This window comes from Francisella orientalis FNO12 (assembly GCF_001042525.2).
In the GTDB taxonomy this organism is placed as follows: Bacteria; Pseudomonadota; Gammaproteobacteria; order Francisellales; family Francisellaceae; genus Francisella; species Francisella orientalis.
This window is the reverse complement of the sequence record NZ_CP011921.2, coordinates 477,320-500,897: the sequence shown is the minus strand read 5'-3', so window position 1 is coordinate 500,897 and position 23,578 is coordinate 477,320. Positions and strand designations below refer to the sequence as shown.

Genomic DNA, 23,578 nt, shown 5'->3' with positions numbered 1-23,578 from the left:
TGGATATATGCGCTTATATGTACTATCTCCCGCGCTTACAACTGTGCCAGCAACATAATCTCCAATTCCATTAGGATAAGTATATTGTGGCTCTGGTGTAGGACCTGGTTGTGGTTCTGGCTCTGAAGAATCATAAGTTGCAGCAAAATCTATACTATCATTCTTCGCTAAATTAGCTATAGCTTTTTCGATGATTCTATATAGTAATATTATCTGCTGATTAGCTGTTTTAGGCGCATTTGAGAAACTTAGTTCAGTATCTGTAACTTTTAATTGCTTAATAGCTTGATCAAAAGCAGTATTTGCATCTGTAACACTTATATACTGAAGTTCTTCATTATAGTCTCTATATGATTAATTTATGCATCTCCATACCAAAAACTTCTTTTAATCTTGTGATTTTGAATACTACACTATTGTTCACTTCTATGCCGGTATTCTGAAGTTTTGTATTGTTGTTATTGAATATTTGGTTAATATAGGAAGATACTTGTCTAGGGTAACGATAATACGTAGCATCACCATCACTGGGAACTGTATTACCAAGAATTGTTTGATATTCAATAGTATCTAACAACCAATTATTCATATTTTTATACTCTTTAGAATCAGCAGATTCATTAGCACAAATGTTTAAGTATGTTTTAAGTACTAGACTATAGTCACCTGCATTGTAAACTACATTCATTACAAACGGAAATGATAACCCATTAGCAGTACTCTTCTGAGAGTTTTCTAAGCACTTTGTCCATGAATCATGATATACATACCAGTCATTTGATGAATTAACATTCATTCTATTAATATCATTGAAATGATAGAACGCAATAATCATTGGACCTGCATAAATATTCACTAAAGCTTCAGGTCCGGTCAGTGTTGTTTGATACTCTAGATTAGGTAACTTTTACCATCAATGTATATGAATTCATTGTCTTGATTGAATATTGAATAACCAAGAACTTTAGCGACTGAATCATAATTTACTAAGCCAAGAGCACCTTTTTGACAACTCCTGGTAATCTTTTTGAATAATCATTGATTTGATAAGGACCTCCTTGACCTACTGATAGAAGAATATCAGAATAAGTTTTATTTTGAATTGATTGATTAGGATTATTTGGTTCAAAGTTAGTGTTGATTTGAGTTGTCATATCCGATTCTTGCATTAGTTGTCCAATTAATGAACCATATAGATAATCCTTATTGAATTTCATATCAGGATATTTTTGCTTGATCAAATATCCATACATAACTCCAGCAATTGTGTTGGACATAATTACATTATTTGCATATTCAGTATTAGTAGTGAATAAGTCATAAGTTGCTGATTTGCTGATAGGGAATGTATTGTGATATGCAACTTGTCCTTCTTTTAGTGCTGTATTAGCCACTGATACTATTGGTAGTGCTATTGATGCTAGTATTGAGCTTACAATAATTTTTTCATAGATATTCCTCATTAAAAAATGACTTTATTTAATAAAATAAATTTTATGAAATTATTATATATCAAGTTAAAAAGATTTATCTGTTAGATATTAATAGTCCTTGTCAAAAATTGATGAATATTATTTAGATAACTCTGTTATAGTATCAAAATCAAACTCTTCATCTTTGAAAAACCCTTGTAATCTTCTGAAGTTCGAAGATATTGTTGTTATTAAATATCCTGATATCCTTGACAAGTTAACTGTTTATGATGATATTAGACCTATTAATAGATTACATAAATAATCTACTCTCGACTTGCCCAAGTAAATATTTTAGATAAACTTCCTATTAGTTGATTACAATGCTTTTTTATGTCTCATAAATAATAAACAAATAAGGCTTTTGTCAGCCTTTTCAAATTTATCATCATTTATAGATATAGAGTAGATCTTCTATCTTAAACTATATTTACTTGGTATTACCAAAGTTATTATCTATAATTTATAGCAAGTTTGGATATATTAGGAATAATATATGTTTATAGAGTTTGCTCTTAAGAATCAGGTACTTAAATTTGGTGAATTCACTCTTAAATCAGGACGCATCAGTCCATATTTCTTTAATGCGGGGTTATTTAACACAGGTGCTCAACTTGCAACACTTGCTGATTATTATGCTCAACTGATTACCAAAAGCAATGTCAAGTACGATATCCTTTTTGGACCTGCATATAAAGGAATCCCTCTAGTTGCAGCTATTTCTACTGTACTAGCGCTGAAGTACAATATAGATATGCCTTACGCTTTTGACCGTAAAGAAGCAAAAAATCATGGCGAAGGTGGTGTGTTTGTTGGTGCTGATATGACTAATAAAAAAGTATTACTCATAGATGATGTAATGACTGCAGGTACAGCATTTTATGAATCATACAATAAACTAAAAACTATTAATGCTGAAATAGTTGGTGTTGTACTATCGATAGATCGACAAGAGAAAGCTAAAGATAGCGATATTTCAGCAACTAAGAAAATATCTCAAGATTTCAATATTCATGTTCTAGCAGTAACTAACTTTGAGAGTATTTTTGAGTATGTCAAAGAACATCTTGATGAAACAATAATCGAAAAATTTAAACAGTATCGTCTAAAATATGGTTCATAACAAAGATATTTATCTAATTTCGGATCTTCATCTAAATGCTAACCATGCTGAGATGGCCGATCTTTTTAAAAGGTTTTTAGATAGTATTACATCTACACAAAACCAGCTTTTTATTCTTGGTGACTTTTTTGATTATTGGATCGGTGATAACCATAGAGATGACTTTTATCATAAAATCACAAATTGGCTAAAAGAAGCTTCAGATCAAGGTTTAGAAATATTTTTCATGTATGGAAATCGTGATTTTTTGATTGGTAGAAAATTTGCTAAACAAAGTGGCGTGACTCTTATTAAAGATCCGTATTATATAGATATATCTAATCAAAAAATACTTCTCTCGCATGGAGATCTATTTTGTACAGATGATAAGAGTTACCAAACTTATAGAAAATGGATTGCATATAACCCTATTCTGAGATTTATTTTTAGAAGATTACCTTTATTCATAAGAGAATATACTGCAAAGAATGTCCGCCAAGCAAGCTATGTAAAAAATCGTAAGAATCCTAATGTTGATGTAACTAATAAAGGTATCGAAAAATATCGTAACAACTATGATATCGTCATTCATGGTCATACGCACAAAATGGCTATACATATAGGTGATAACTATACTAGATATGTACTTGGCGACTGGTTCAAAGATGGTAACCATATAAAAATCTCAAAAAATGGTGAGATTATGCAGGTCACCTCAATTTAGATAATCCTTTTTTAAAGCAAAATTTCTAACTAATTAATTAAAGTAAATATCGCTTAAACATATAATAATTTTATCTTTATTTTTAATATAATGTAATTATGTACTTCGGTGTTGACTATTACCCAGAACAATGGGACTACTCTCTTATTGACAATGATTTAAATCGTATAGCAAATTCTAAGTTAAATTGTATTAGAATTGCTGAATTTGCTTGGCATCTCATAGAGCCTAGAGAAAATGAGTTTGATTTTAGTTTTTTTGAAATGATACTAAATAAAGCTCATAAACTAGGATTAAAAATCATGTTAGGCACACCTACAGCAACTGTTCCTACATGGCTATATAAAAAAGATCCTAAAATTTTCTCTATTGATGGAAATGGTTTACAAAGATATTTTGGTGGTAGAAGACAAGCTTGCCTAAATTCGTCAACTTATAATAAGTATGCTGAGCGCATTACTCAAAAAATGGTTGAAGCATATCATAACCACCCAGCTTTACTGCTTTGGCACATTGATAATGAACTTGGTCATGAAACTAGTGATATGTGTTATTGTGATCAATGTGAGTTAGAATTTAGAAACTATCTAAAAGAAGAGTTTAATAATAATATCAATTCATTTAATAATGCTATAGGTTCTGTTTTTTTGGTCTCAAACTTACAACAATTTTGATGAGATAAATATTCCTCGTCCAACAATTCCCGCTCCAAACCCTGATATGATGTTATACTTCAATCACTTTAGAGCTCAAACAACAACAAACTTTTTAGCAAGACAAGCTAGGGTCATTAAAAATATAGTACCAAACCAACAAACTTTACATAATTTTACAGGAGACTACTTTTCTAAAGCACAAGATCATACGGATCTAGCAGAACAAATAGATATTGTTGCTTTAAACAACTATCCAGTATGGGGCGGTCAACAAATCCCGGTAGATGCATATAAAACAGCTATGAAGTTAGATCAAACTAGAGGTTTTCAAAGAAAAAATTACTGGATCACAGAACAACTGATAGGTGCTCAAGCTCATAATATAATGGGATTTGTACCTAGGCCTGGACATGCTAAGTTATGGTCCTTCCAAGCTATGGCTAGAGGCTGTGAAAACCTAATATATTTCAGATGGCGCACTGCTACAAAAGGTGCTGAACTATTTTGTTATGGTGTATTAGATCATGATAACAAATATAATCATCGCTATAATGAGATGTTAGATATTATTAAATTAGCAAAACAAAATCAAAAAGCAATACAAGCTCCAACACAATCAAAAGTAGCTTTGATATATTCAATGGATAATATCTATAGCTGGCGTATTCAGCAACAATCTACCTCTTTTAATATCCAACATGAACACGCTAGGTTATACAAACCTTTTTTTGATGCAAATATTAGTGTTGATGTATTAGATTGTAAAATCAAATATCAAGGTAAAGATTTAACTGCTACTGTATGGCGTGATATGCTTACCGTTAAAGAGTCTTGCGAATCATTATGTAACTATATTGATGAATTTAAAAATTATAGTGCTGCTGTAAAAAATAAAGTGGGCAAAGGAGAAATTTATTATATAGGAACTGGTATTGATGATGAATATTTTTAGAATAATTTAGTCTTAGATTTAGCTAAAAAACATAATTTAGATACCTATAGTTCTCCGAGTGATATTGAAGTTGTTATCAAAGGTGAAAAGGATTATAAAATTGCTATTATCTTAAATCACAATGGAAATGAAAGAGAATATTTAGGACTTAAACTTAAAGCATATGATACTCAAATATTAAAATACTCAGAGTTTTATAAATTATACTCTAAATACTACCAATAGGAATCTATCATGAAATACAATATCCGTCGTTGGAATCCTTTTTTAATTTCAATACCCGATATTGGAATTGGAATGTACTGGTCATTAACTGGAACCATTGGATCATGGATAGTATACCAACATACAGACTCATCTTTACTAGCTGGATTTTTGTTATCCATGGATGTATTCACTGGTTTATTTATGCAGACGCTATCAGGTATTGTTTCTGACAAAACTTCCCCAAGCACCTTTCTTGGAAAAAGAACAACTTGGCTATTAATAGGACTTATAAGCACATGTATCTTTCAAATGTTATGGCCTTTTGCTCCTAATTATATTTGTTTATTTGTAATAGCATTCTGTACATACGCAAGTATAAACTTCTTTCAAGGACCTTACTACACAATGGTTGTAGAAGTTGTTGATCGTGATCAAATTCCTTTTGCTACATTACTAGCTAGGACTACAGCACAAATAGGAACAATAATTATTAGGCTCGTTGGAGCAATGATCTGGAACATGGGTGGTGCTTTTCTTAGCTGTATTGTTGTATGCTTACTCTTAATAGTTCCTACTATAGCTATAATACCTTTTATAGTTAAAGAAAGACCTGAAAATCAGATGGCGTCTGCTTTTAAACTAAGCTTTGATATATTCAGCAATAGAAATATTAATCTGCTATTTTTGGCTACTTTCTGTATGCTAACCGGATTTGGTGCTTTTATGCCTCTAATGGGCGGATATATCAACCACTACTTAGGTTTTAGTAAAGACTTTTCAGCAGCATTAGTAATGTTTTTTGGGACAGGCTCTGTTATTGTTGGAATACTAGCAACAACTATTATTAATCTAATAAGGGGTTGAAAATATATTCAAAAACAGACTATTAGTATTTGCTATTGCATTAATATGTGGATCTTTTTTAACTACAGAAAGCTATCTTTGGTATATTATCACATTCGCAGTTGCTACAGGATTTATTCTATCTCAAGTATCTTGCTATACATTGATAGCTAAACTAGCTCCTAAAGATAGGCTTGGTGAATATATGAGATGGTTAAATATGTTTTTCTCATTTCCTCAACTAATTATTCTTATATGTGGTGGATTACTTATAGATAGTAATTTATCACCATATTTATATTGGATAGCTGGAGTTATTTTGATAATAGGATTTATTGTAGTTACTCAGATTAAATCAAAGAATTCTTAAAGAATTTAGCGAACTTACTTTTTATCTTAAGCTTCAAAAGCTTTTGCATAAACCTCACAAAGTTCATCCATAGACTTATTTATCTCTACCTTATGTTGCTCTTTGTCTAGTAGCTTCTGTAACGCTGGCGTAGCTGGAACCTGTATATCTAATATTGGCTCTATTACGCTCTCAAATTTAGCAGGATGTGCAGTCGCTACTATTATATAATCCTTATTAGCATCAAGCTGGTTTTTTGCTACAAAACCTGTTGCAGTGTGTGGACAAACGACTTCATTATACTGACGATAGACCTGCTTAATTTCTTCTATGATTTCAAAATCAGAAACGCATACCGCTTTAACATTAGCTTTGAAATTCTCATAACCACCCAATAAGTACAAAAGTCTTTCAAAATTACTCGGATTACCAACATCCATTGCATTTGCCAATGTCTCAACACTTGCTCTTGGGTTAAATTCTCCAGTATTTAAGTAATCTATAACTATATCATTTGCATTTAGACTCATAGATATCTCATCTATTGGGAAGCCCATTTGTTTAGCCCAAAAAGCAGCTGTGATATTACCAATATTACCAGATGGAACTATGTAGTTTGCTTTCTCTCCAGTCTGTAAATAATGCTGCCATGATGTATAAGCATAGTAAGTAGATTGTGGTAGTAATCTACCAATATTAATACTATTAGATGTATTTAGTTTCGTTCTTTCTGTCCACCAAGGTGTCTTAAAAGCTTCTTTAACTAAACTTTGACAGTCATCAAAAACTCCTTCAACTTCAACAGCTTGGATATTATCGCCCCAACAAGTTATTTGCTTTTCTTGTCTTTTAGAAATTTTACCTTCAGGGAACATCACTATAACACGAATATTAACCTTACCATGAAAAGCTGCTGCTACTGCAGAACCTGTATCGCCAGAAGTTGCTACTAAAATTGTAAATGGCTTCTCACTATCTATAGAACTCAAACAATTTGCTAAAAATCTCGCACCAAAATCCTTAAAAGATAAAGTTGGTCCATGAAAAAGCTCTAAAACAGATGTAGTTTTATCCAAGCGCTTAACTGGCACATCAAATGTAAAAGCATTATTACAAATCTTGTCTAAAGAAGCTTCAAGCTGATCTCCTTTAAAGAACTCTCTCAAAGTATTTACAGCAAATTCAGCATAGCTGATATCTTTGGCAAAACTCTGCCAATCAACTGTTGGAAATCTCTCTGACACAAATAGTCCTCCATCTAGAGCTAATCCAAATTGCATTGCCTCACTCAATGAAACTTTGATATTTTTATCTCTTGTACTAATAAAATTCATGTCTTACCTTTATTATTTTTTCTCTAATATGTATGCACCTTTGCCACTCATAGCACTTATCCAGCTATTTGACTTAAGGTTAAATTCTTTAAATTTATCCTGCATTGCTTTAGCAACAACATTCGCATCATCTTGTTTTTTCACAAGTGCAAACATTGTTGGTCCTGATCCTGATATACCACAAGCTATCGCACCTGCATCATAAGCAGCTTTCTGTACATCATAAAATCCTATGATTAATTTAAATCTTCTTGGTTCAATCAATATATCTTTTAGACTTTCACTCAACAATTCAATATCTTGTGTGTATAAAGCACTTATTGTAGCTGCTAAGCATGCACTATGTTCAACTATTGTAGATAAATCATAAGGCTCTTTCAAAAGCTCGCGCGCCTTTTTTGTCTCAATTGACAAGTTAGGACAAACTATAACTACATTACAGTCTACAATTGGTAAATCTATTTTTTTACATGGTTTTGAACTTTGTAATAATACCAGTCCACCAAACATACATGGCACCGCATTGTCACCATGAAATGATCCTGATATCAAACTCTCGCCATAGATAGCATAGTCAATTAAATCATTATAGCTATAAGGAGTTTCAAAAAAAGCATTCATCGCGACTAGCGCTGCAACAGAAGAAGCTGCTGAACCACCCATACCAGAGCCTAGTGTTATACCTTTTTGTATATAAACATCAAAACCTAGTCTAATATTCTTGTCTGCTAGAAACTTTTTGATTACAGCTGTAGCAACATTTCTATCTGTATCAAAAAGTAACTTATCTGCACCTGCGGCACCACTAATTTGCTTGATAACCAGCTCAGTATCATCTCTTTTGATAAGTTCTACAGTATCTCCTACCCCATTGATAGCAAAACCTAGCAAATCATAACCAACTGCAAAATTTGCACTAGTTGCTGGAGCAAATGCTTTAGCTGATTTAATATTAGCTAATTTCATGACTACTTTTCTCTTATCACAGTTATAACATCAGCATATACACCCGCTGCTGTTACCTCAACACCAGCACCAGCACCTTGGATAACCATAGGTTGAGTATATCTATCTGTATTTATCATCACGATATTATCAGTACCTTTCACATTTGCAAAAGGACTAGATTCATCATAAGCTTGGATACCTACATTTGCAACACCATTAACGATAGATCCAACATAATGCACCCCAGCAAGATCTTTCTTTTTGTCTGCAATCTGTTGCATTATTTGCTCATTGAATGCTAGAAGTTTTGCGAAGAACTCTTCTACACTACATTCACGCAACTCTTCAGGTACTAAATTTTCGATAACCAAGTCATTCAAGCCTATATTTAGACCTATTTCTCTAGCTAAGATCACCGTCTTTCTTGCCACATCCATACCTGATAAATCTTGTCTTGGATCTGGCTCTGTATATCCAGCATCATAAGCCATTTTAACTGCATCTGAGAAAATTACACCATTATTTAACTGAGTGAACAAATAGCTTAAAGTTCCTGAGAAAATTCCTTTTATAGTACTAACATGATCACCACTTTGAACCATGTTTTGTAATGTAACTATGAGAGGAAGACCAGCACAAACGTTTGTTTCATATAGGAAACTAGTACCATTTTGCTTAGCGACTTTTCTAAGCTCTTGATAAAACTCATAGTTTCCTGAATTTGCATATTTATTAGGAGTAATTACGCTTATTCCATTCTTTAAGAAATTGCTATAATTTTTCGAAACATTTTCACTTGCTGTAGCATCAATAACAATTTTTTTGGTAGATGAAGCATGTGACATAAATTCAGCCAACCTCTCTAGACTAACTTGCTCTGTATTCTCATTAAGTAGATTATCTATATTTTCAAATAATAAATTCTCATAAGAAACACACATTTGCTTTGAATTAGTAGCTCCGACTAATACTAAATTAATGCCTTTTGCATACCATTTTTCATAAGTTTTTTTGACTTGTTTAATAAATGCCTTACCAATATTTCCAGCTCCAATAAGAGCAATTGCTATATCATCACTATCAGAATTATAGTGACGATGCATAGCTTGTACGCCACGTATCTCATCTTCCGCTTTTACAGCAAATGTAACACTTCTTTCTGATGATCCTTGAGCAATAGCATGTATATTGATATTTGCTAATTTAAGTGAATTTACTAATTTTGCTAGCGATCCAGTCTTAGACTTCATACCCTCACCAACAGCTGTAATCAAAGCATGATGTTTATGAACAACTATTTCTTCGATAAGATTACTCTTTATCTCATTTGCAAACTCTTGTCTAAGAACTTCAGTTGCTTTGTCAGCGTTGACACTATCTATAGCAAAACAGATCGAGTACTCAGAACTAGCCTGAGATATCATCATTACTGACACTTCTGCCTTCTCTAACGCTCCGAATACTTTAAATGATATTCCTGATACACCAATCATACCAGCACCTTGCACACGTACAATCGCAACATTTGAGACGCTTGTTAGACCTTTGATAATTCCTTGGTTTTCATCTTTATCTGCACTAATCTTAGTACCAACTTCATTTGGGGAATAACTACTCTTAATATAGATTGGTGTTCTTTCTAGAGCCATAGGAGCGATAGTTAAAGGATGTACTACAGATGCACCAAAATATGCAAGATCAAGAGCTTCTTTATATGTTAATTGAGTAAGAGGTTTTGCTTCTAGAACTACTTGTGGATTAGCACTATATACACCAGCCACATCTGTCCAAATATATAATTTATCTGCTTGTAACAACTTGGCAAAAATAGCCGCTGAGTAATCACTACAATTCAAACCTAATATAGTTCTTTTGCCTAGTCTATTTTGAGCAATAAAGCCAGTTATTATGTATACATCTGCTAGATTATCATTTTTGATAGACTCAAGTAGCTCTAAACTTTTTTGCCAGTCAACTGTAACAGAATAGCTACAATCATTTACAATCAAACATAGTGATGCGTCTATGAAGTAAGATTTCTTACCTTTTGATTGCAAATATAGTGTAAGAATTTTAGCTGACCAGATTTCTCCAAACCCTAGTATGAAAAATCTTAAGCTATCTGCGCAAAACCCTGTAATAGCAATAGTACTTAAAATATGTTCGATATTTTTTAAATCTTCTAAGATTGACTGTTGCAATAAATCATCTGAAGGAACTAATTCCTCAAGTATCGAACTATGATGCTCAAAAATAAAATTAAGTGTTTCACTATAATCTTGAGATTCAATCGCTTGATCTATAGCTTTTTGTAAATTACTAGTAGTTTTTGCTGATGCAGAAACTACCACCGCTTCATCGACACAACTAATTATATTCGAAACATTTTTAATTTTCTCAGCTGATGCTAAACTACTACCACCAAATTTATGTACTATCATATTTTACACTCTTACTCTTAACAAATATCAAATTGATTACTTTTGTATTATACTTGAGCCATAAATTTTATTACTAATAATTATGATGGTTTTATGCTTAAAGTTGGTTTTATTGGTTGGCGTGGAATGGTTGGCTCAGTTTTGATGTCTCGCATGGTTGAATCGAATGATTTTGATGATATCATGCCAATATTTTTTTCAACATCTCAAGCAGGACAACAGCCTTCAGGATTTATGAAAAAATATGGAGTATTACAAGATGCCTACAGTATCGACGAATTAGCTAAAATGGATATACTTCTAAGCTGTCAAGGTGGTGAATATACCAAAGAAATTCACTCTAAGTTGAGAGCATCTGGTTGGCAAGGTTTTTGGATAGATGCTGCATCTACACTACGTCTAGAGAATAAAAGTACCCTAGTACTAGATCCGTTAAATCATGGGCAAATAATCAACGCTATTGATAGTGGTAAAAAAGACTTTATTGGTAGTAACTGTACTGTTAGTTTAATGTCTCTAGCAATCGCTGGACTACTCAAGGAAGATCTCGTTGAATGGGTTAACTCTAGTACTTACCAAGCGATATCAGGCTCTGGTGCTGCAGCAATGCAAGAACTTCTCCAACAAGCTGACCTTTTGAGTAAAGCTGATGATATAAATGCAGATATTTTAACAAGAGAAAAAACTCTAAGAGAACTATCTAAAGACTCTTCAAAAATCCCTCAACAAAAAACTGTACAAACTTTGGCTTATAATCTACTGCCTTGGATAGATATTGGTATGCCAAGTGGACAAACAAAAGAAGAGTATAAAGCTGCTACAGAACTAAACAAAATTTTAGATACTAAAAAAGCAATCCCTGTTGATGGCGTATGTGTTAGAGTTCCTAGCCTAAGATCACACTCACAAGCTTTGACAGTCAAACTAAGACAGAAATTAACAATTGAAGAAATTAAGCAGAAAATATCTCAAGGTAATGAGTGGGTTAAAGTAATAGATAATAACAAAGAAAATACTCTTAAGTATCTAACACCTCAAGCAACTTCTGGAACTCTTGATATCGCTATAGGTCGTATCAAATCATCTCTATTAGCTGATGATATATTTCATTGTTTCACAGTAGGAGATCAGCTACTATGGGGAGCTGCAGAACCACTAAGAAGAGTTTTAAATATTATTAAAAATAAAATCTAAGATAAAATATTAGAAAGTTTAGAAGATAATTATCGATCCTTTGGGACTATTCCCAAACATAACCTTTTGGCAAATCACAAGATACGCCTTTTTGGCTTAGCATCATAGTTTTCATATTTGTAATAGGACAACTACAAGTCGCATACTCTTTTGAACCTTTTTCATATTTACATGGTTGAATCATACAACCTGCTACATCAATATTTTGACATTTAACTCCTTCACCTGGTTTTGCGATATCATAGTCCTTATTCATATCAAAACCATAAGTTGAAATTAAATCAGCACCAGGGATAAAAGAGACATTATCATCTTGAGTATTTTGATCAGCTATATACTTACACACTAGAGCTTCTACTCCTTTACAATCACCACTACCATCCGGTAGACAAGTAGAAAGGTTTTTACACTTTGAGCCATCTTTACCACTAACTGCTACTGTCTTATAATAAACGCCTAAGTTCATAATTCCATCAATATTGACATAGTTAGGACCTGTGAAAACCTTGCATCTACAATTAGCTGTTTTTCCATCTTCGCTTACTTTACATGGCATAGCTTGATTGTTTGGATTTATACCTGTTACTTTTGGAGAACCTGAGTAGTGACAATTTGTATAAGTAGCTTTTGCACAATACAGTTGTTGAGTTGCACTAGTTGCTCCACCACCAGACCAAGCTAAGCCATATTCAGTAGGCTTACATAAGGTCGGATAAAAAGGCATATTACTACAGTTATCGCCACAAAATGGTCTTACAGAATCACAAAGTACATTTGACTCAATTAATGGATACTTTATAATATCTTTACCAAAAGATACGCTTACAAGTAATACAAAAACTAATATGGCAAAAGTCTTTTCATAATGTCCCTTATAAGTTTTCCTTAACAAATTTGACAACTTCTTCCATCTTAAAGCTTCTAGCTCCTTTGACAGTAAGTTTAGTATTTTGAGATTTGTACCCATCAAGTACTTTTAATAGATCATCATTTAGCTGTTGCTTATCATAATAGTATTTAGCATTTAAACCTTTATACTCTTCTAAGACAAACTTTATTAAATTTTTTTCGCCAAATAAAAATATATTATCGAAATTTGCTTTATTGAGCCACTGCCCCATTTTGCGATGATAGTTTTCTGCCTCATCACCTAATTCTCTCATTGAGGTAATTGCTATAACTTTTTTACCATCAAATTCAGCTAAATCTGCCATAGCAGCTTGGACAGCACCAGTACTAGCATTATATGTATCATCTACAAGAGTTAACTTATCATTTAGTTTTTCAGTTGAGAATCTACCTTTATAGTTTTTGATGTTTTGAGTATTTTGTAAAAAGTCATTTGGCTCTAGTCCTGCAGCAACCACACTAGCTATCGCAAGCATACTATTAGACAAATTATGCTTACCAATATTTAGCAACTGATAGTTATATTCTTTGTCAAAGATTCTAATCTTAACATCGTATAACTCTGGCGTAACCTGATAATCTAAGATGATGATATCTGCATCTTGATTACTCATTGAACAAGTGATTTTCTTACAATTTAATTTCTCCGCATACACAGGTATCCTTTCATCATCAAGATTCACAATACAATAGCCATTTTTAGTTAAAGCTTTAAGAAGCTCTCCTTTCTCTATCATTACACCATCTAGTGTTTTAAGATTCTCTAAATGACTAGCGCTAACATTTGTAATCATCGCAACATTAGGCTGGATAATTTCAGCAGCAGCTTTTATTTCATCCTCAACACTTGTACCAGTTTCAATCACAGCAAAATCGACATCCTGTGGAGTTTCTAAAACTGTCATAGGCACACCAAGATAGTTGTTGAAATTACCCTGCGTAAAATGTACTTTTTTACCACCAAGTAGAGTTACAATCATTTCTTTAACCGTTGTTTTACCACAGCTACCTGTTAGCGAAATAATAGGCATTTTTAGAGACTTACGATGCTCTTTTGCTAATGCTCGTAGTCCCTTGATAGTATTACCACAAACTACTTGAGGGATATCTATATCTTGTTTCTTTGAAACCAACAATGCTTTTGCTCCATTAGCAATGGCACTCGGGATAAACTCATGCCCGTCACGATTAGCTACAATCGCAACAAATAAAGCATCTTGATTTACCTCATTAGAATTAATGCTAACTGTTTGAATTGATACTTCTTCACCGATGTATTCTAAGCCAGCTTGTGTTGCTAATTGTTTTAGTGATTTGATCATTTTTTCTCCATAAGACTCATATCAAATTCCTCTTCCGGTCACTGAGCGAAGTCGAAGTGTGAAGAGGAAATAGCTTTAAATAAACTATCATAGTGACAGATCATTAATCTGTCTGTTTTATTATGACAATACAATATACTGACAGTACAAATACTTGCTTAAACAAGCCACCCTTTCTCTACAGCCAAATCAATCTGTCCTTTTACATATTGCCATAGCTCTGGAGCAACGTCTTTTAATCCTGCGTTTCTACTGATAACTTTTTCTTTAGGTACTTTGCCATAAGCTACCCAACTACCACCATTATTCTGCATATTTTGCAAAACTGAAACCACTCTTTCTATAGCTTTTGAGTATTTAGCTTCCGCTGTTTGATTATTTTCAAACTCAACCCATAAAGCTTTATACTCATTAGCATCATCTTCTAGCAACAATGCAAATATTTTTCTAATGCTTCTAGCTCTTTATCATTTTGCTCTGCAAGTACTGCATGATTATCAAAAGCATAAGTATCACCTGCATATATTTCAACAATATCATGGATCAATAGCATTTTTAGCACTTTTAGCATAGTCAAGTTCTTCACCTGCATATTCTTGTAATATAACGCCCATAAGAGCTACGCGCCAACTATGTTCTGCTGTATTCTCTCTACGATTATTATCACATTTTATCAATGCTCTACGATATATACCTTTTAGTTTGTCTATCTCTTGGATAAAACTTATTTTCTTTTCTAAATTTGTCATTTTATCTTTTCTTAAAAATTATACTTAGCGATAACCTCTCGCTCATCAAAATACTCTTTAATACCATTTTTATCAAGATAGCACTCATGTCCTTTGCCAGCTAATAGAATAACATCGTTAACTTTCGAGTTTTCAATAGTATATTTGATAGCATTTTCTCTGCTATCAATAAAAATATGCTTTTCAGGATGATTAAAACCTTTTTTGATATCATCAAAAATACTTTCAATATTTTCAAAACGATTATTATCTTCAGTAATGACTATTTTACTAGCATACTTTTCAGCTATTTTAGCCATTATAGGTCTTTTGGTAGTATCCCTATTGCCACCACAACCAAAAATACACCATAGATTATTTGGGCTATAGTTAGCTAGAGTTTGTAAAACCTTTTCCAAAGCATCTGGAGTATGCGCATAGTCAATTATGATTTTAGCACCATTCGTCAATGCGATTACTTCCATACGCCCTTTTACAGGTTTTAATTTAGAAATATTTTCTAGAAGTTGATCTCTAGTAGAGCCATCATCTAATGCCGCTAAGCTCAAACCTAAATTCATTAGATTAAATTCGCCAACTAAACATGTTTGATAAGTACCAATATACTTTTGAGAAATATATAAATCAAAGCTTGTTTGCATATTCTCAATACTGTTAGACTCTATATAAATATCTGCATTTTTTGATTTTAGGCTGACTCTTACTATTTCACAGTTACAAACTTTACACAATTTCAGACCATATTCATCATCTATACTTATTACAGCTTTTTTAAGGCTTTTAAACTGAAACAATTTTGCTTTAGCCTCAAAATAATTATCCATAGTCTTATGATAATCAAGATGATCATGACTAAGATTACTAAATACGGCAATATCAAAATCTAAACCTTTGGTGCGCTTTTGATCCAATGAATGAGAAGATACTTCCATAACAAGATTTTGATAATTCTTATAATATGAAATAGTTTGATATAAAGATAATATATCTAATGTCGTATGGGTACTCTCTTGTAGATCTGGATAAATCCCATTGCCATTTGTACCTAGTAATAATGATTTTTGACCAATTAATTTTTGCAATTGTGCAATATAACTAGAAATTGATGTTTTACCATTTGTGCCTGTTATGCCAATTATATTTTGAGGTTTTTTATAATCATAAAACCATTTAGCAAGATTCGATAGCTTCTCTTTTAAATTTTGAATATAGAAAATACATTTATGATCTTCAAATTCATGACTATCTGTTAATACTAAACTGACACCTTTAGCTAAAACACTATCAATATATTTATTACCATCGGTTGATAGTCCTTTGAGAGCTATAAATGCCGATTTTTCATCAGATTTACGACTATCTAAAGATAGCAATTCAATTTCAAAATTATTTGGAGATAAAGTTTGAATATCTAGAAATTTTAATATTTGATTTATACTTTTCATTTTAATTTTCACCACATTAAAGCACTTTGTGGCAAGCTTATGTCAAAGTCATTGATCCAGTGACTACAACTGTCTGAGCTTGCGAGTTTTTTAGACACCAATGACTTACAATTAAAGCGCGAACATGTGCTAAGTAGTTTTGCATACTTTTTCTGCTATTGCAAAAAGTATGTCGCTAAAACTTATATCGTAAGTTAGCGAAAGCATTTAATCAATTGTCTTTTTTAAAAGCTGGAAAACCCAATTTTTCTCTAGCGCTATAATATTCTTTAGCTACTTCTAGAGCTAATTTTCTAACCCTTAGAATATAACCTTGTCTTTCTGTAACAGATATTGCATGACGCGCATCTAGTAGATTAAAAGTATGTGAAGCTTTCAATACAAACTCATAAGCTGGTATTGGCAGATTTTTTCCTACCAGTCTATAACCTTCTTTCTCTAATAAATCAAACTGTTTGAAAAGCTCATCAACATTAGCCTCTTCAAAGTTATAAGTCGACATCTCAATTTCATTTTGCAAGAATACATCACGATAATATAAAGGACCATTTTGCGTATTAGCCCATAAGATATCATACATACTATCAACATTTTGGATATACATAGCTAATCGCTCAAGACCATAAGTGATCTCACCCATCACAGGCTTACACTCAAGTCCACCAACCTGCTGAAAATATGTGAACTGTGTAATCTCCATACCATTTGACCATACTTCCCAACCAAGTCCCCAAGCACCTAGAGTTGGCGACTCCCAGTTATCTTCAACAAAGCGAATATCATTCTCTAATGGATCTATGCCTAGCTCTCTAAGTGAACCAAGATATAATTCTTGGATATCATCAGGCGATGGCTTCATCACAACTTGATATTGATAATAATGTTGTGTACGGTTAGGGTTCTCACCATAACGACTATCTGTAGGTCTTCTTGATGGCTGAACATACGCAGCTGTCCATGGCTCTGGACCTATCGCTCTTAGAGTTGTCGCAGGATGGAATGTCCCAGCACCTACTTCCATATCTAATGGCTGAATAATAGCACAACCTTTAGATGCCCAATAATGATGTAGTTTTAAAATAATTTCTTGAAATGTAAGCATTTTAAATATTTTTGGCTTAAAAATTTATGATAAATTTTAACATATTTAATGTTAGAGTTGCGAAAAATGGTTATAAGATATTGATATTTATAAGCTCTTTTTTATTTTTTCAGATAATGGTCATGTTTAAGGTCTTGTGTGTTTTAACGCCTTGCTCTATAGGAATATATGAACGCCAGCAAGTAAGTTTCCCATAGTAATATCTTGTTATAAGCCTTATATTTCAGTATATAAAGCAATAGGGTCGATTATTATTTCGTTATTTAGCCTACCAGTAAACATAGCCTCAACATTGCTTATATGATAAATAAAGTTCATTGGTGCTTCTTTTATACTTTGAAAGTCTTTTTTTTTCTTCCAACTCTTCAAGCTTCTCTCTTTGATGCTGAGTAATTATTCCAAACAACGTAAACTCAACTTCACTTTGCCTAGAATATTTTCTAATCATCAACTCTTCTGGCTCCCTAAGGTGAGACCGGTTTAAGTTTGCAGAAAATATTAACTTAGAAAACTCCATTTGAACCTCAAATTGATCTTGAAAACCATAGTTTAAAACCAATGAAAGGTTCTCTAAAAGACTTTTATCTAGATGTAATCCAACTTCTTTGGCACGTACATCAATACTCTTAAGTTGTTGAGACATGATTTTTTGGTTATTACCTTTAGCACGCTGCTCTTTAATTGCTGAGATCTCTTCAAAGTTAGTTACATAATTCAACGCCTTACCAATTTCGTTAAAGTTTTTGAGAGTATTGGTTTATTGTTTTCATGTCATTGAAAGTGGCTTTGGATACAACCTTTATAAATGACTTCTCAGTACCGACTTGTGCTTTTTCACCTTTATTACTAACAATCTATACCATTTTGTCATCTATAAGCTTCTTTTCAAAAATAGTATATGAATAATCATTAAGAAATTTCTTTTCAGTATTCCTCTCACTATTTTTTAAGATATCACCTATAACTCTTCCGCTTCCAAAAGGTCCTTTTTGCTCCTCAGAATCACTTTGCTCAGAAGATGATTCATTTAAAACATACTCTGTAATACCTTCAAATAACTGTGAAGAAAGAGAGTACATTTTTTCTTCGTCAAGGTATATAAAATTTTTAATCATTGCGCTTCCTATCTTTGTATTCCTTAAAGTAAATATTTCTAGTGTTTATCAATGACCATATAGAAGCAGCAACACTAGCTAATGTCAATATTACAGTAGCTGAAATAATGAAAGTAGTCATAGAGCATCTCCTTCACAGGCTAATATTTTTGAAATTCTATCGTAGACAGAATAACTAATAATAAATGAAATTACCGACAAGATCATTGCGCAGATAGTTATTGCATTAACATCGACAATATTTTTACCAACTAATGTCAATGCAAACTGCACACTATAAAAAGCTATAAAAGCTATTGAAATTCCATTTTAAACTGTTTTCCACTCCTTTTGTATTCCTGAAAAATGCTCTATCTCATTAATATTTGAAATATGGAGAACCAAACCGAAAGCCACAAAATCTGAGGGTGAAAATAAACTAACACTACCTTTTTTTGTTACAAGCCAAACGATTAATCTTGATAATATCGGAATTAAACCCACCAACACAGTGTAAATTAGCCATTTAATTTTTTTGTTACCCATTATCTACGATACCTTATGAAGGCTTATAACAACTATTATAGTTACATACCTCTACGCATTCAAATTGTCTTACAATAGCTCACAATTATAGATAGACATTTTAACTACAATGATAATCCAATCTATATAAAACACCTAAGTGGAAAAGCTATTTCACTAACCTCTGTATAAATCGATGCAACCCATCAAAATCAGTCAATTTCCATTGCCAATTAGGTTCGCCTACTGTACCTGGAGTATTTAGTCTAGCATTACTATCTAATTCAAGAATATCTTGTACTGGCAATATTACATATTCAGCATCACAATTTAGTAAATACTTAATAATCTTTCCAAAAATATTTCTATCATTAGCTTTAAAATAACGTTTTAAAAGCTTTCTTTGGTATCTGTTTAACTCATCAAAATACCAACCTTTGAGAGTATTATTATCATGAGTTCCTGAATATGCAATGATATTACTATCTTCAACAAACTTAGCCGTTTTAAGATCAAAGTGAAATGGAAAAACCTTCATACCTTTTAACTTGTAGTGATCACGCAACTCAAGTACTTCAGGGCGTAAATCACCTAAATCTTCAGCAATAATATTAGCATCCGGAATACGCTTATACACAGTATCAAAAAAATCATAACCAGGAGCTTCTACCCATTCACCATTTATAGCAGTTTTTTCACCTGCAGGTATCTTCCAATATGTATCAAAAGCTCTAAAATGATCAATCCTAACAATATCAAATAGTTTGAAGTTACCATTTAATCGATCTATCCAAAAATCAAAGTTTGTTTCTTTGAGCTTATCCCAATAATATAAAGGGTTGCCCCATAGCTGACCAGTTTCTGAGAAAAAGTCAGGTGGAACTCCTGCGACAAAACTAAGATTTTGATTCTCATCTAATAAAAATATATCTTGATGCTCCCAAACATCAGCAGAGTCAAAACCAAGATAAATAGGCAAATCACCCATGATTTCGATACCATGCTGATTCGCATACTCTCTTAGCTCAAACCACTGCTTATAAAAAATAAACTGTAAAAATATTTGATAATCTATCTCGTTTTGAAATTGATCAAGCTCTATAGCCTTGTCTTTGATCCAGTTTTTATATTCTTGCGGCCAAAAATTCCAAGCTTGATTATTATTAGCCTTTCTAAAAGCTTTTAAAATAGCATAATTTTTAACCCAAGTGTTTTGAGCTATAAAATTATTATATTCTTGTTCAAACTTATCTTTTGAGCTTTGAAAACTACTAAATGCTTCTTCAAGATAATTATCTTTGAAATTACGAACAAGTTCATATTCAACTTTGTCAAAATTTGCATTTAGATTTTTAAGAGATGATTCTTCAAGCAAACCATAATCTACTAGTTTTTCTAAGCTAATATAGATTTCATCGCCCGCAAAAGAAGAGCTTGACTGATATGGTGAATTACCAAAGCCTAGTGGCGTAAGTGGTAATACCTGCCAAATCTTAGTATTTGCTTGTTTTAGGATATCAACAAATTCATAAGCTCTTTTACCCAAGTCACCGATACCAAATTGACTTGGTAAACTTGAGATAGCTAATAATAATCCAGATTTTTTCATATACTCTCTCTACATCATAAACAAAATGTACATTGCGGTAACCAAATAGTACTAAAATATTCTAAGAGTGACAAACTCAACTGCTGTCATCCTATGGCTTGACCATAGGATCCATTAGATATAAGCTAAGTTAGTTATTAGATTCTACGATCATACTTCGACTCCGCTCAGCAACCGACCGTAGAATGACATATTATTTATAACACTAATCATCCCTGTATCACAATTGCAATACAAGTCTAAATCTTCCAGATATCTCTATTATAGTCAGCAATAGTTCTATCTGAACTAAAGAACCCAGCTTTTGTAATATTTACTAAAGCCATAGACATCCATTCTTTACGGTTTTCATAATCTTTGATCATTTGATCTTTGACTTGTGCATACTCTACAAGATCTATCAAAGTCATAAACCAGTCTTTGTTAAGTAACTCGTTATACAACTCTTTTAAGTTAGATTTCTTACCAAGCTTAACAAGTTTTTTAGAAACTATAAAATCTACAATCGGCTTGATCGCAGGCTGCCTATAGTAATCTTTAGAAATATAACCACTAGTCTTGTATAGATTGATAATAGTGTCACTATCCTTACCAAAAGTGTAGATATTATCCTGTCCAACCAGCTCAGCAATCTCAACGTTAGCACCATCCATAGTACCTAATGTAATAGCACCATTTAGCATAAACTTCATGTTACCTGTACCACTAGCCTCTTTTGATGCTAGAGAAATTTGCTCAGAGATATCAGCAGCTGGGATTAACTTCTCAGCAACACTTACATTATAGTTCTCAACAAATAATACTCTCATGTACTTATTCACATCAGAATCATTATTGATAAGCTCTTGTAAGCATAGTATTAGATGAATAATATCCTTAGCTATAATATAAGCTGGAGCAGCCTTACCACCAAATATAAAGTTAATAGCTCTTGTAGGCTTAAGCTTACCTGATTTAATCTGTAAATATCTATGGATTATATACAAAGCATTCATTTGTTGGCGCTTATATTCATGGATACGCTTGATTTGCACATCAAATATTCCATCTTTGATAAGCTCTACACCATAGTGCTCTTTAGCAAATTTAATAAATTGTGCTTTTTTAACCTTTTTGATATCTTCAAGAGCTTTTAGAGCATCATCATTATCAAATTTTAGAAGTTTTTCTAAATCTGTAGCTTTAATTTTGAAACTATCACCGATAACACTTTCTAAGTATTTAGTTAACTCAGGGTTAGATTGTAATAACCATCTTCTGAATGTTATACCATTAGTCTTATTATTAAATTTATTTGGATAAATATCATTAAAGTGCTTCAATTCATCATTTTTAAGAATCTCTGTATGAAGTGCTGCTACACCATTCACACTAAAACTATAATGAATACTCATATGAGCCATATGTACAATACTTTGATCATCAATGATAGATAGTTTCTCATCGATATGCTCTAGCTTAACTTTAGCATCTAAATATCTAATAATATCGATTAACTCTTGAGTTAGTACTTTTTTAAGATATCTTAGAGGCCATTTTTCTAGAGCTTCAGCCAGGATAGTATGGTTAGTATACGCTACTGTTTTCTTAACTATTTCGATAGCTGCATCTATAGATATGCCTCTAGCTATAAGCTGACGTACAAGCTCAGGAATCGCCAAAGTTGGATGAGTATCATTAATTTGGATAGTTGCATGCTCATGAAGCTTCTCAATTGCGTAGCCTTTGTCATCCATATCAGCAAAGACTAAATGCACCGCATTACTTACCATGAAATATTGTTGGAAAATTCTTAATAAATGCCCTGCTTCATCGCTATCATCTGGATATAAGAAAAGCGTAACATTCTTTTCAATAACTGTTTTATCAAAAGATATACCTTTTTTAACGATACTAGAGTCAACACTCTCAGCATCAAATAAACATAACTTATTAACAAAATTATTTTGATAACCAACCATCTCAATATCATACATCTGAGATTGTATACTAAAACCATTGAAATCAATCTTATAAGCAGCTTTTCTCTTATTAAGCCAACCTTTGTCTTCTATCCATGGATTTAGTGTTTCTTCTTGTAGGTTCTTTTTGAATTTTTGCTTAAATAAACCATAATGATAGTTCAAACTAACACCTTTTGCTGGAATAGCTAATGATGCTATTGAATCTAAAAAGCACGCTGCTAATCTACCTAAACCACCATTACCTAGAGAAGGCTCTGGCTCGCACTCTTCGATCAAAGCAATATCTTTACCATTAGCCTCAAATAGCTCTTTAACATCATTATAAATTCCAAAATTTATAAGATTATTTGCTAGCATTCTACCGATCAAAAATTCACTAGATATATAATATATTTTCTTTTTGAAATCAGGCGTTGGTAGTTTTTCTGTTTGCTCTTTGACATAAGATAATAGAGCATAATATAGATCTTGATTACTTGCTTTAGCTATATCACATTCTAAAGCATCTTGTAAAAAAAGCTTGATTTGATTTTTGTTATCCATTTTTTTAGAAACCTTTGATAATAATTCATTGATAAAAAATAATTACATTAAAAATTATAGTATCATTTAAGTATTTTTTTTGGTAAAAAAATAT

General features: G+C 32.3%; 25 protein-coding genes and 1 pseudogene. 8 read left to right on the top strand and 18 right to left on the bottom strand.

Annotated features, from left to right (window positions below):
* Window positions 1–346: 346 nt before the first annotated feature.
* Both FNO12_RS10215 and FNO12_RS09620 read right to left on the bottom strand, forming a co-directional pair.
* The gene (locus tag FNO12_RS10215; RefSeq protein ID WP_014715074.1) at window positions 347–856 is read right to left on the bottom strand and encodes a hypothetical protein; all 510 of its coding nucleotides are present in this window, start codon (window positions 854–856) and stop codon (window positions 347–349) included.
* A gap of 130 nt (window positions 857–986) precedes the next feature.
* Complete coding sequence (locus FNO12_RS09620; protein WP_014715073.1) at window positions 987–1,463, bottom strand: hypothetical protein; 477 nt, start codon at window positions 1,461–1,463, stop codon at window positions 987–989.
* A gap of 88 nt (window positions 1,464–1,551) precedes the next feature.
* On the opposite strand from FNO12_RS09620, the gene FNO12_RS02650 reads away from it, so the two are divergent.
* The 7 genes from FNO12_RS02650 to FNO12_RS10200 all read left to right on the top strand — a co-directional run bounded on the left by FNO12_RS02650 (window position 1,552) and on the right by FNO12_RS10200 (window position 6,326).
* Window positions 1,552–1,737 (top strand): hypothetical protein, encoded by a 186-nt coding sequence (locus FNO12_RS02650; RefSeq protein ID WP_030003383.1) that lies wholly within the window; start codon window positions 1,552–1,554, stop codon window positions 1,735–1,737.
* A 231-nt stretch (window positions 1,738–1,968) separates the two neighbouring features.
* Window positions 1,969–2,595: an orotate phosphoribosyltransferase gene (gene pyrE, locus FNO12_RS02645; RefSeq protein WP_014715071.1), complete on the top strand. Its 627-nt coding sequence runs from the start codon at window positions 1,969–1,971 to the stop codon at window positions 2,593–2,595.
* A complete protein-coding gene (locus tag FNO12_RS02640; RefSeq protein WP_014715070.1) occupies window positions 2,585–3,298 on the top strand; it encodes a UDP-2,3-diacylglucosamine diphosphatase in 714 nt (237 codons plus the stop codon). Before pyrE ends, FNO12_RS02640 begins: the two co-directional genes overlap by 11 nt.
* 98 nt (window positions 3,299–3,396) lie before the next feature.
* Window positions 3,397–3,972, top strand: coding sequence for a beta-galactosidase (locus FNO12_RS10210; protein WP_231138810.1), 576 nt, complete (start codon window positions 3,397–3,399; stop codon window positions 3,970–3,972).
* A 46-nt stretch (window positions 3,973–4,018) separates the two neighbouring features.
* The gene (locus FNO12_RS10205; protein ID WP_367888646.1) at window positions 4,019–4,906 is read left to right on the top strand and encodes a beta-galactosidase; all 888 of its coding nucleotides are present in this window, start codon (window positions 4,019–4,021) and stop codon (window positions 4,904–4,906) included.
* Between the two features lie 234 nt (window positions 4,907–5,140).
* Complete coding sequence (locus tag FNO12_RS02630) at window positions 5,141–5,977, top strand: MFS transporter (protein WP_231138809.1); 837 nt, start codon at window positions 5,141–5,143, stop codon at window positions 5,975–5,977.
* A 4-nt stretch (window positions 5,978–5,981) separates the two neighbouring features.
* Window positions 5,982–6,326: an MFS transporter gene (locus tag FNO12_RS10200; protein ID WP_306668702.1), complete on the top strand. Its 345-nt coding sequence runs from the start codon at window positions 5,982–5,984 to the stop codon at window positions 6,324–6,326.
* Window positions 6,327–6,352: 26 nt separating this feature from the next.
* Here the strand turns inward: FNO12_RS10200 and thrC are convergent, their stop codons facing one another.
* Genes thrC through thrA form a run of 3 tightly spaced genes read right to left on the bottom strand, consistent with a single transcriptional unit; the run spans window position 6,353 to window position 11,028 of the window.
* Window positions 6,353–7,639, bottom strand: a complete 1,287-nt coding sequence (gene thrC, locus FNO12_RS02625; RefSeq protein WP_014715069.1) for a threonine synthase — start codon at window positions 7,637–7,639, stop codon at window positions 6,353–6,355.
* Between the two features lie 12 nt (window positions 7,640–7,651).
* Window positions 7,652–8,605 (bottom strand): homoserine kinase, encoded by a 954-nt coding sequence (locus FNO12_RS02620; protein ID WP_014715068.1) that lies wholly within the window; start codon window positions 8,603–8,605, stop codon window positions 7,652–7,654.
* A gap of 2 nt (window positions 8,606–8,607) precedes the next feature.
* Window positions 8,608–11,028, bottom strand: a complete 2,421-nt coding sequence (thrA, locus tag FNO12_RS02615) for a bifunctional aspartate kinase/homoserine dehydrogenase I (protein WP_014715067.1) — start codon at window positions 11,026–11,028, stop codon at window positions 8,608–8,610.
* Between the two features lie 93 nt (window positions 11,029–11,121).
* On the opposite strand from thrA, the gene asd reads away from it, so the two are divergent.
* The gene (asd, locus tag FNO12_RS02610) at window positions 11,122–12,222 is read left to right on the top strand and encodes an aspartate-semialdehyde dehydrogenase (protein WP_014715066.1); all 1,101 of its coding nucleotides are present in this window, start codon (window positions 11,122–11,124) and stop codon (window positions 12,220–12,222) included.
* A gap of 46 nt (window positions 12,223–12,268) precedes the next feature.
* On the opposite strand, the gene FNO12_RS02605 is transcribed toward asd, so the two are convergent.
* The 13 genes and pseudogenes from FNO12_RS02605 to glgP form a co-directional block, all read right to left on the bottom strand.
* Window positions 12,269–13,114 (bottom strand): hypothetical protein, encoded by an 846-nt coding sequence (locus FNO12_RS02605; RefSeq protein WP_030003382.1) that lies wholly within the window; start codon window positions 13,112–13,114, stop codon window positions 12,269–12,271.
* Window positions 13,095–14,453 (bottom strand): UDP-N-acetylmuramoyl-tripeptide--D-alanyl-D-alanine ligase, encoded by a 1,359-nt coding sequence (locus FNO12_RS02600; protein WP_014715064.1) that lies wholly within the window; start codon window positions 14,451–14,453, stop codon window positions 13,095–13,097. Before FNO12_RS02600 ends, FNO12_RS02605 begins: the two co-directional genes overlap by 20 nt.
* A 158-nt stretch (window positions 14,454–14,611) precedes the next feature.
* A pseudogene (locus tag FNO12_RS02595) lies at window positions 14,612–15,006 on the bottom strand (HD domain-containing protein).
* Window positions 14,990–15,202 (bottom strand): HD domain-containing protein, encoded by a 213-nt coding sequence (locus FNO12_RS10195; protein ID WP_234387618.1) that lies wholly within the window; start codon window positions 15,200–15,202, stop codon window positions 14,990–14,992. Before FNO12_RS10195 ends, FNO12_RS02595 begins: the two are co-directional and overlap by 17 nt.
* Window positions 15,203–15,213: 11 nt before the next feature.
* Window positions 15,214–16,647: a UDP-N-acetylmuramoyl-L-alanyl-D-glutamate--2,6-diaminopimelate ligase gene (locus FNO12_RS02590; RefSeq protein WP_014715063.1), complete on the bottom strand. Its 1,434-nt coding sequence runs from the start codon at window positions 16,645–16,647 to the stop codon at window positions 15,214–15,216.
* A 211-nt stretch (window positions 16,648–16,858) separates the two neighbouring features.
* Window positions 16,859–17,749 carry a glycine--tRNA ligase subunit alpha gene (glyQ, locus tag FNO12_RS02585; protein WP_014715062.1) on the bottom strand — a complete coding sequence of 297 codons (891 nt, stop codon included), beginning with the start codon at window positions 17,747–17,749 and terminating at the stop codon, window positions 16,859–16,861.
* Between the two features lie 286 nt (window positions 17,750–18,035).
* The gene (locus FNO12_RS09765; protein WP_014715061.1) at window positions 18,036–18,467 is read right to left on the bottom strand and encodes a DUF6414 family protein; all 432 of its coding nucleotides are present in this window, start codon (window positions 18,465–18,467) and stop codon (window positions 18,036–18,038) included.
* A gap of 136 nt (window positions 18,468–18,603) precedes the next feature.
* Complete coding sequence (locus tag FNO12_RS09760) at window positions 18,604–18,864, bottom strand: DUF6414 family protein (protein ID WP_030003381.1); 261 nt, start codon at window positions 18,862–18,864, stop codon at window positions 18,604–18,606.
* Entirely contained in the window at window positions 18,857–18,985 is a 129-nt protein-coding gene (locus FNO12_RS10190; protein WP_030003380.1) for a hypothetical protein, read from the bottom strand. Before FNO12_RS10190 ends, FNO12_RS09760 begins: the two co-directional genes overlap by 8 nt.
* Window positions 18,982–19,137, bottom strand: coding sequence for a hypothetical protein (locus FNO12_RS09755; protein WP_196762101.1), 156 nt, complete (start codon window positions 19,135–19,137; stop codon window positions 18,982–18,984). The genes FNO12_RS10190 and FNO12_RS09755 overlap by 4 nt, the downstream gene beginning before the upstream one ends.
* A gap of 36 nt (window positions 19,138–19,173) precedes the next feature.
* On the bottom strand, window positions 19,174–19,389 hold the full coding sequence (locus tag FNO12_RS09750; protein ID WP_014715060.1) for a hypothetical protein: 216 nt from the start codon (window positions 19,387–19,389) through the stop codon (window positions 19,174–19,176).
* 148 nt (window positions 19,390–19,537) lie between these two features.
* A complete protein-coding gene (malQ, locus tag FNO12_RS02570; protein ID WP_014715059.1) occupies window positions 19,538–20,977 on the bottom strand; it encodes a 4-alpha-glucanotransferase in 1,440 nt (479 codons plus the stop codon).
* Window positions 20,978–21,216: 239 nt separating this feature from the next.
* The gene (glgP, locus tag FNO12_RS02565) at window positions 21,217–23,484 is read right to left on the bottom strand and encodes a glycogen/starch/alpha-glucan family phosphorylase (RefSeq protein WP_014715058.1); all 2,268 of its coding nucleotides are present in this window, start codon (window positions 23,482–23,484) and stop codon (window positions 21,217–21,219) included.
* Between the last annotated feature and the right edge of the window lie 94 nt (window positions 23,485–23,578).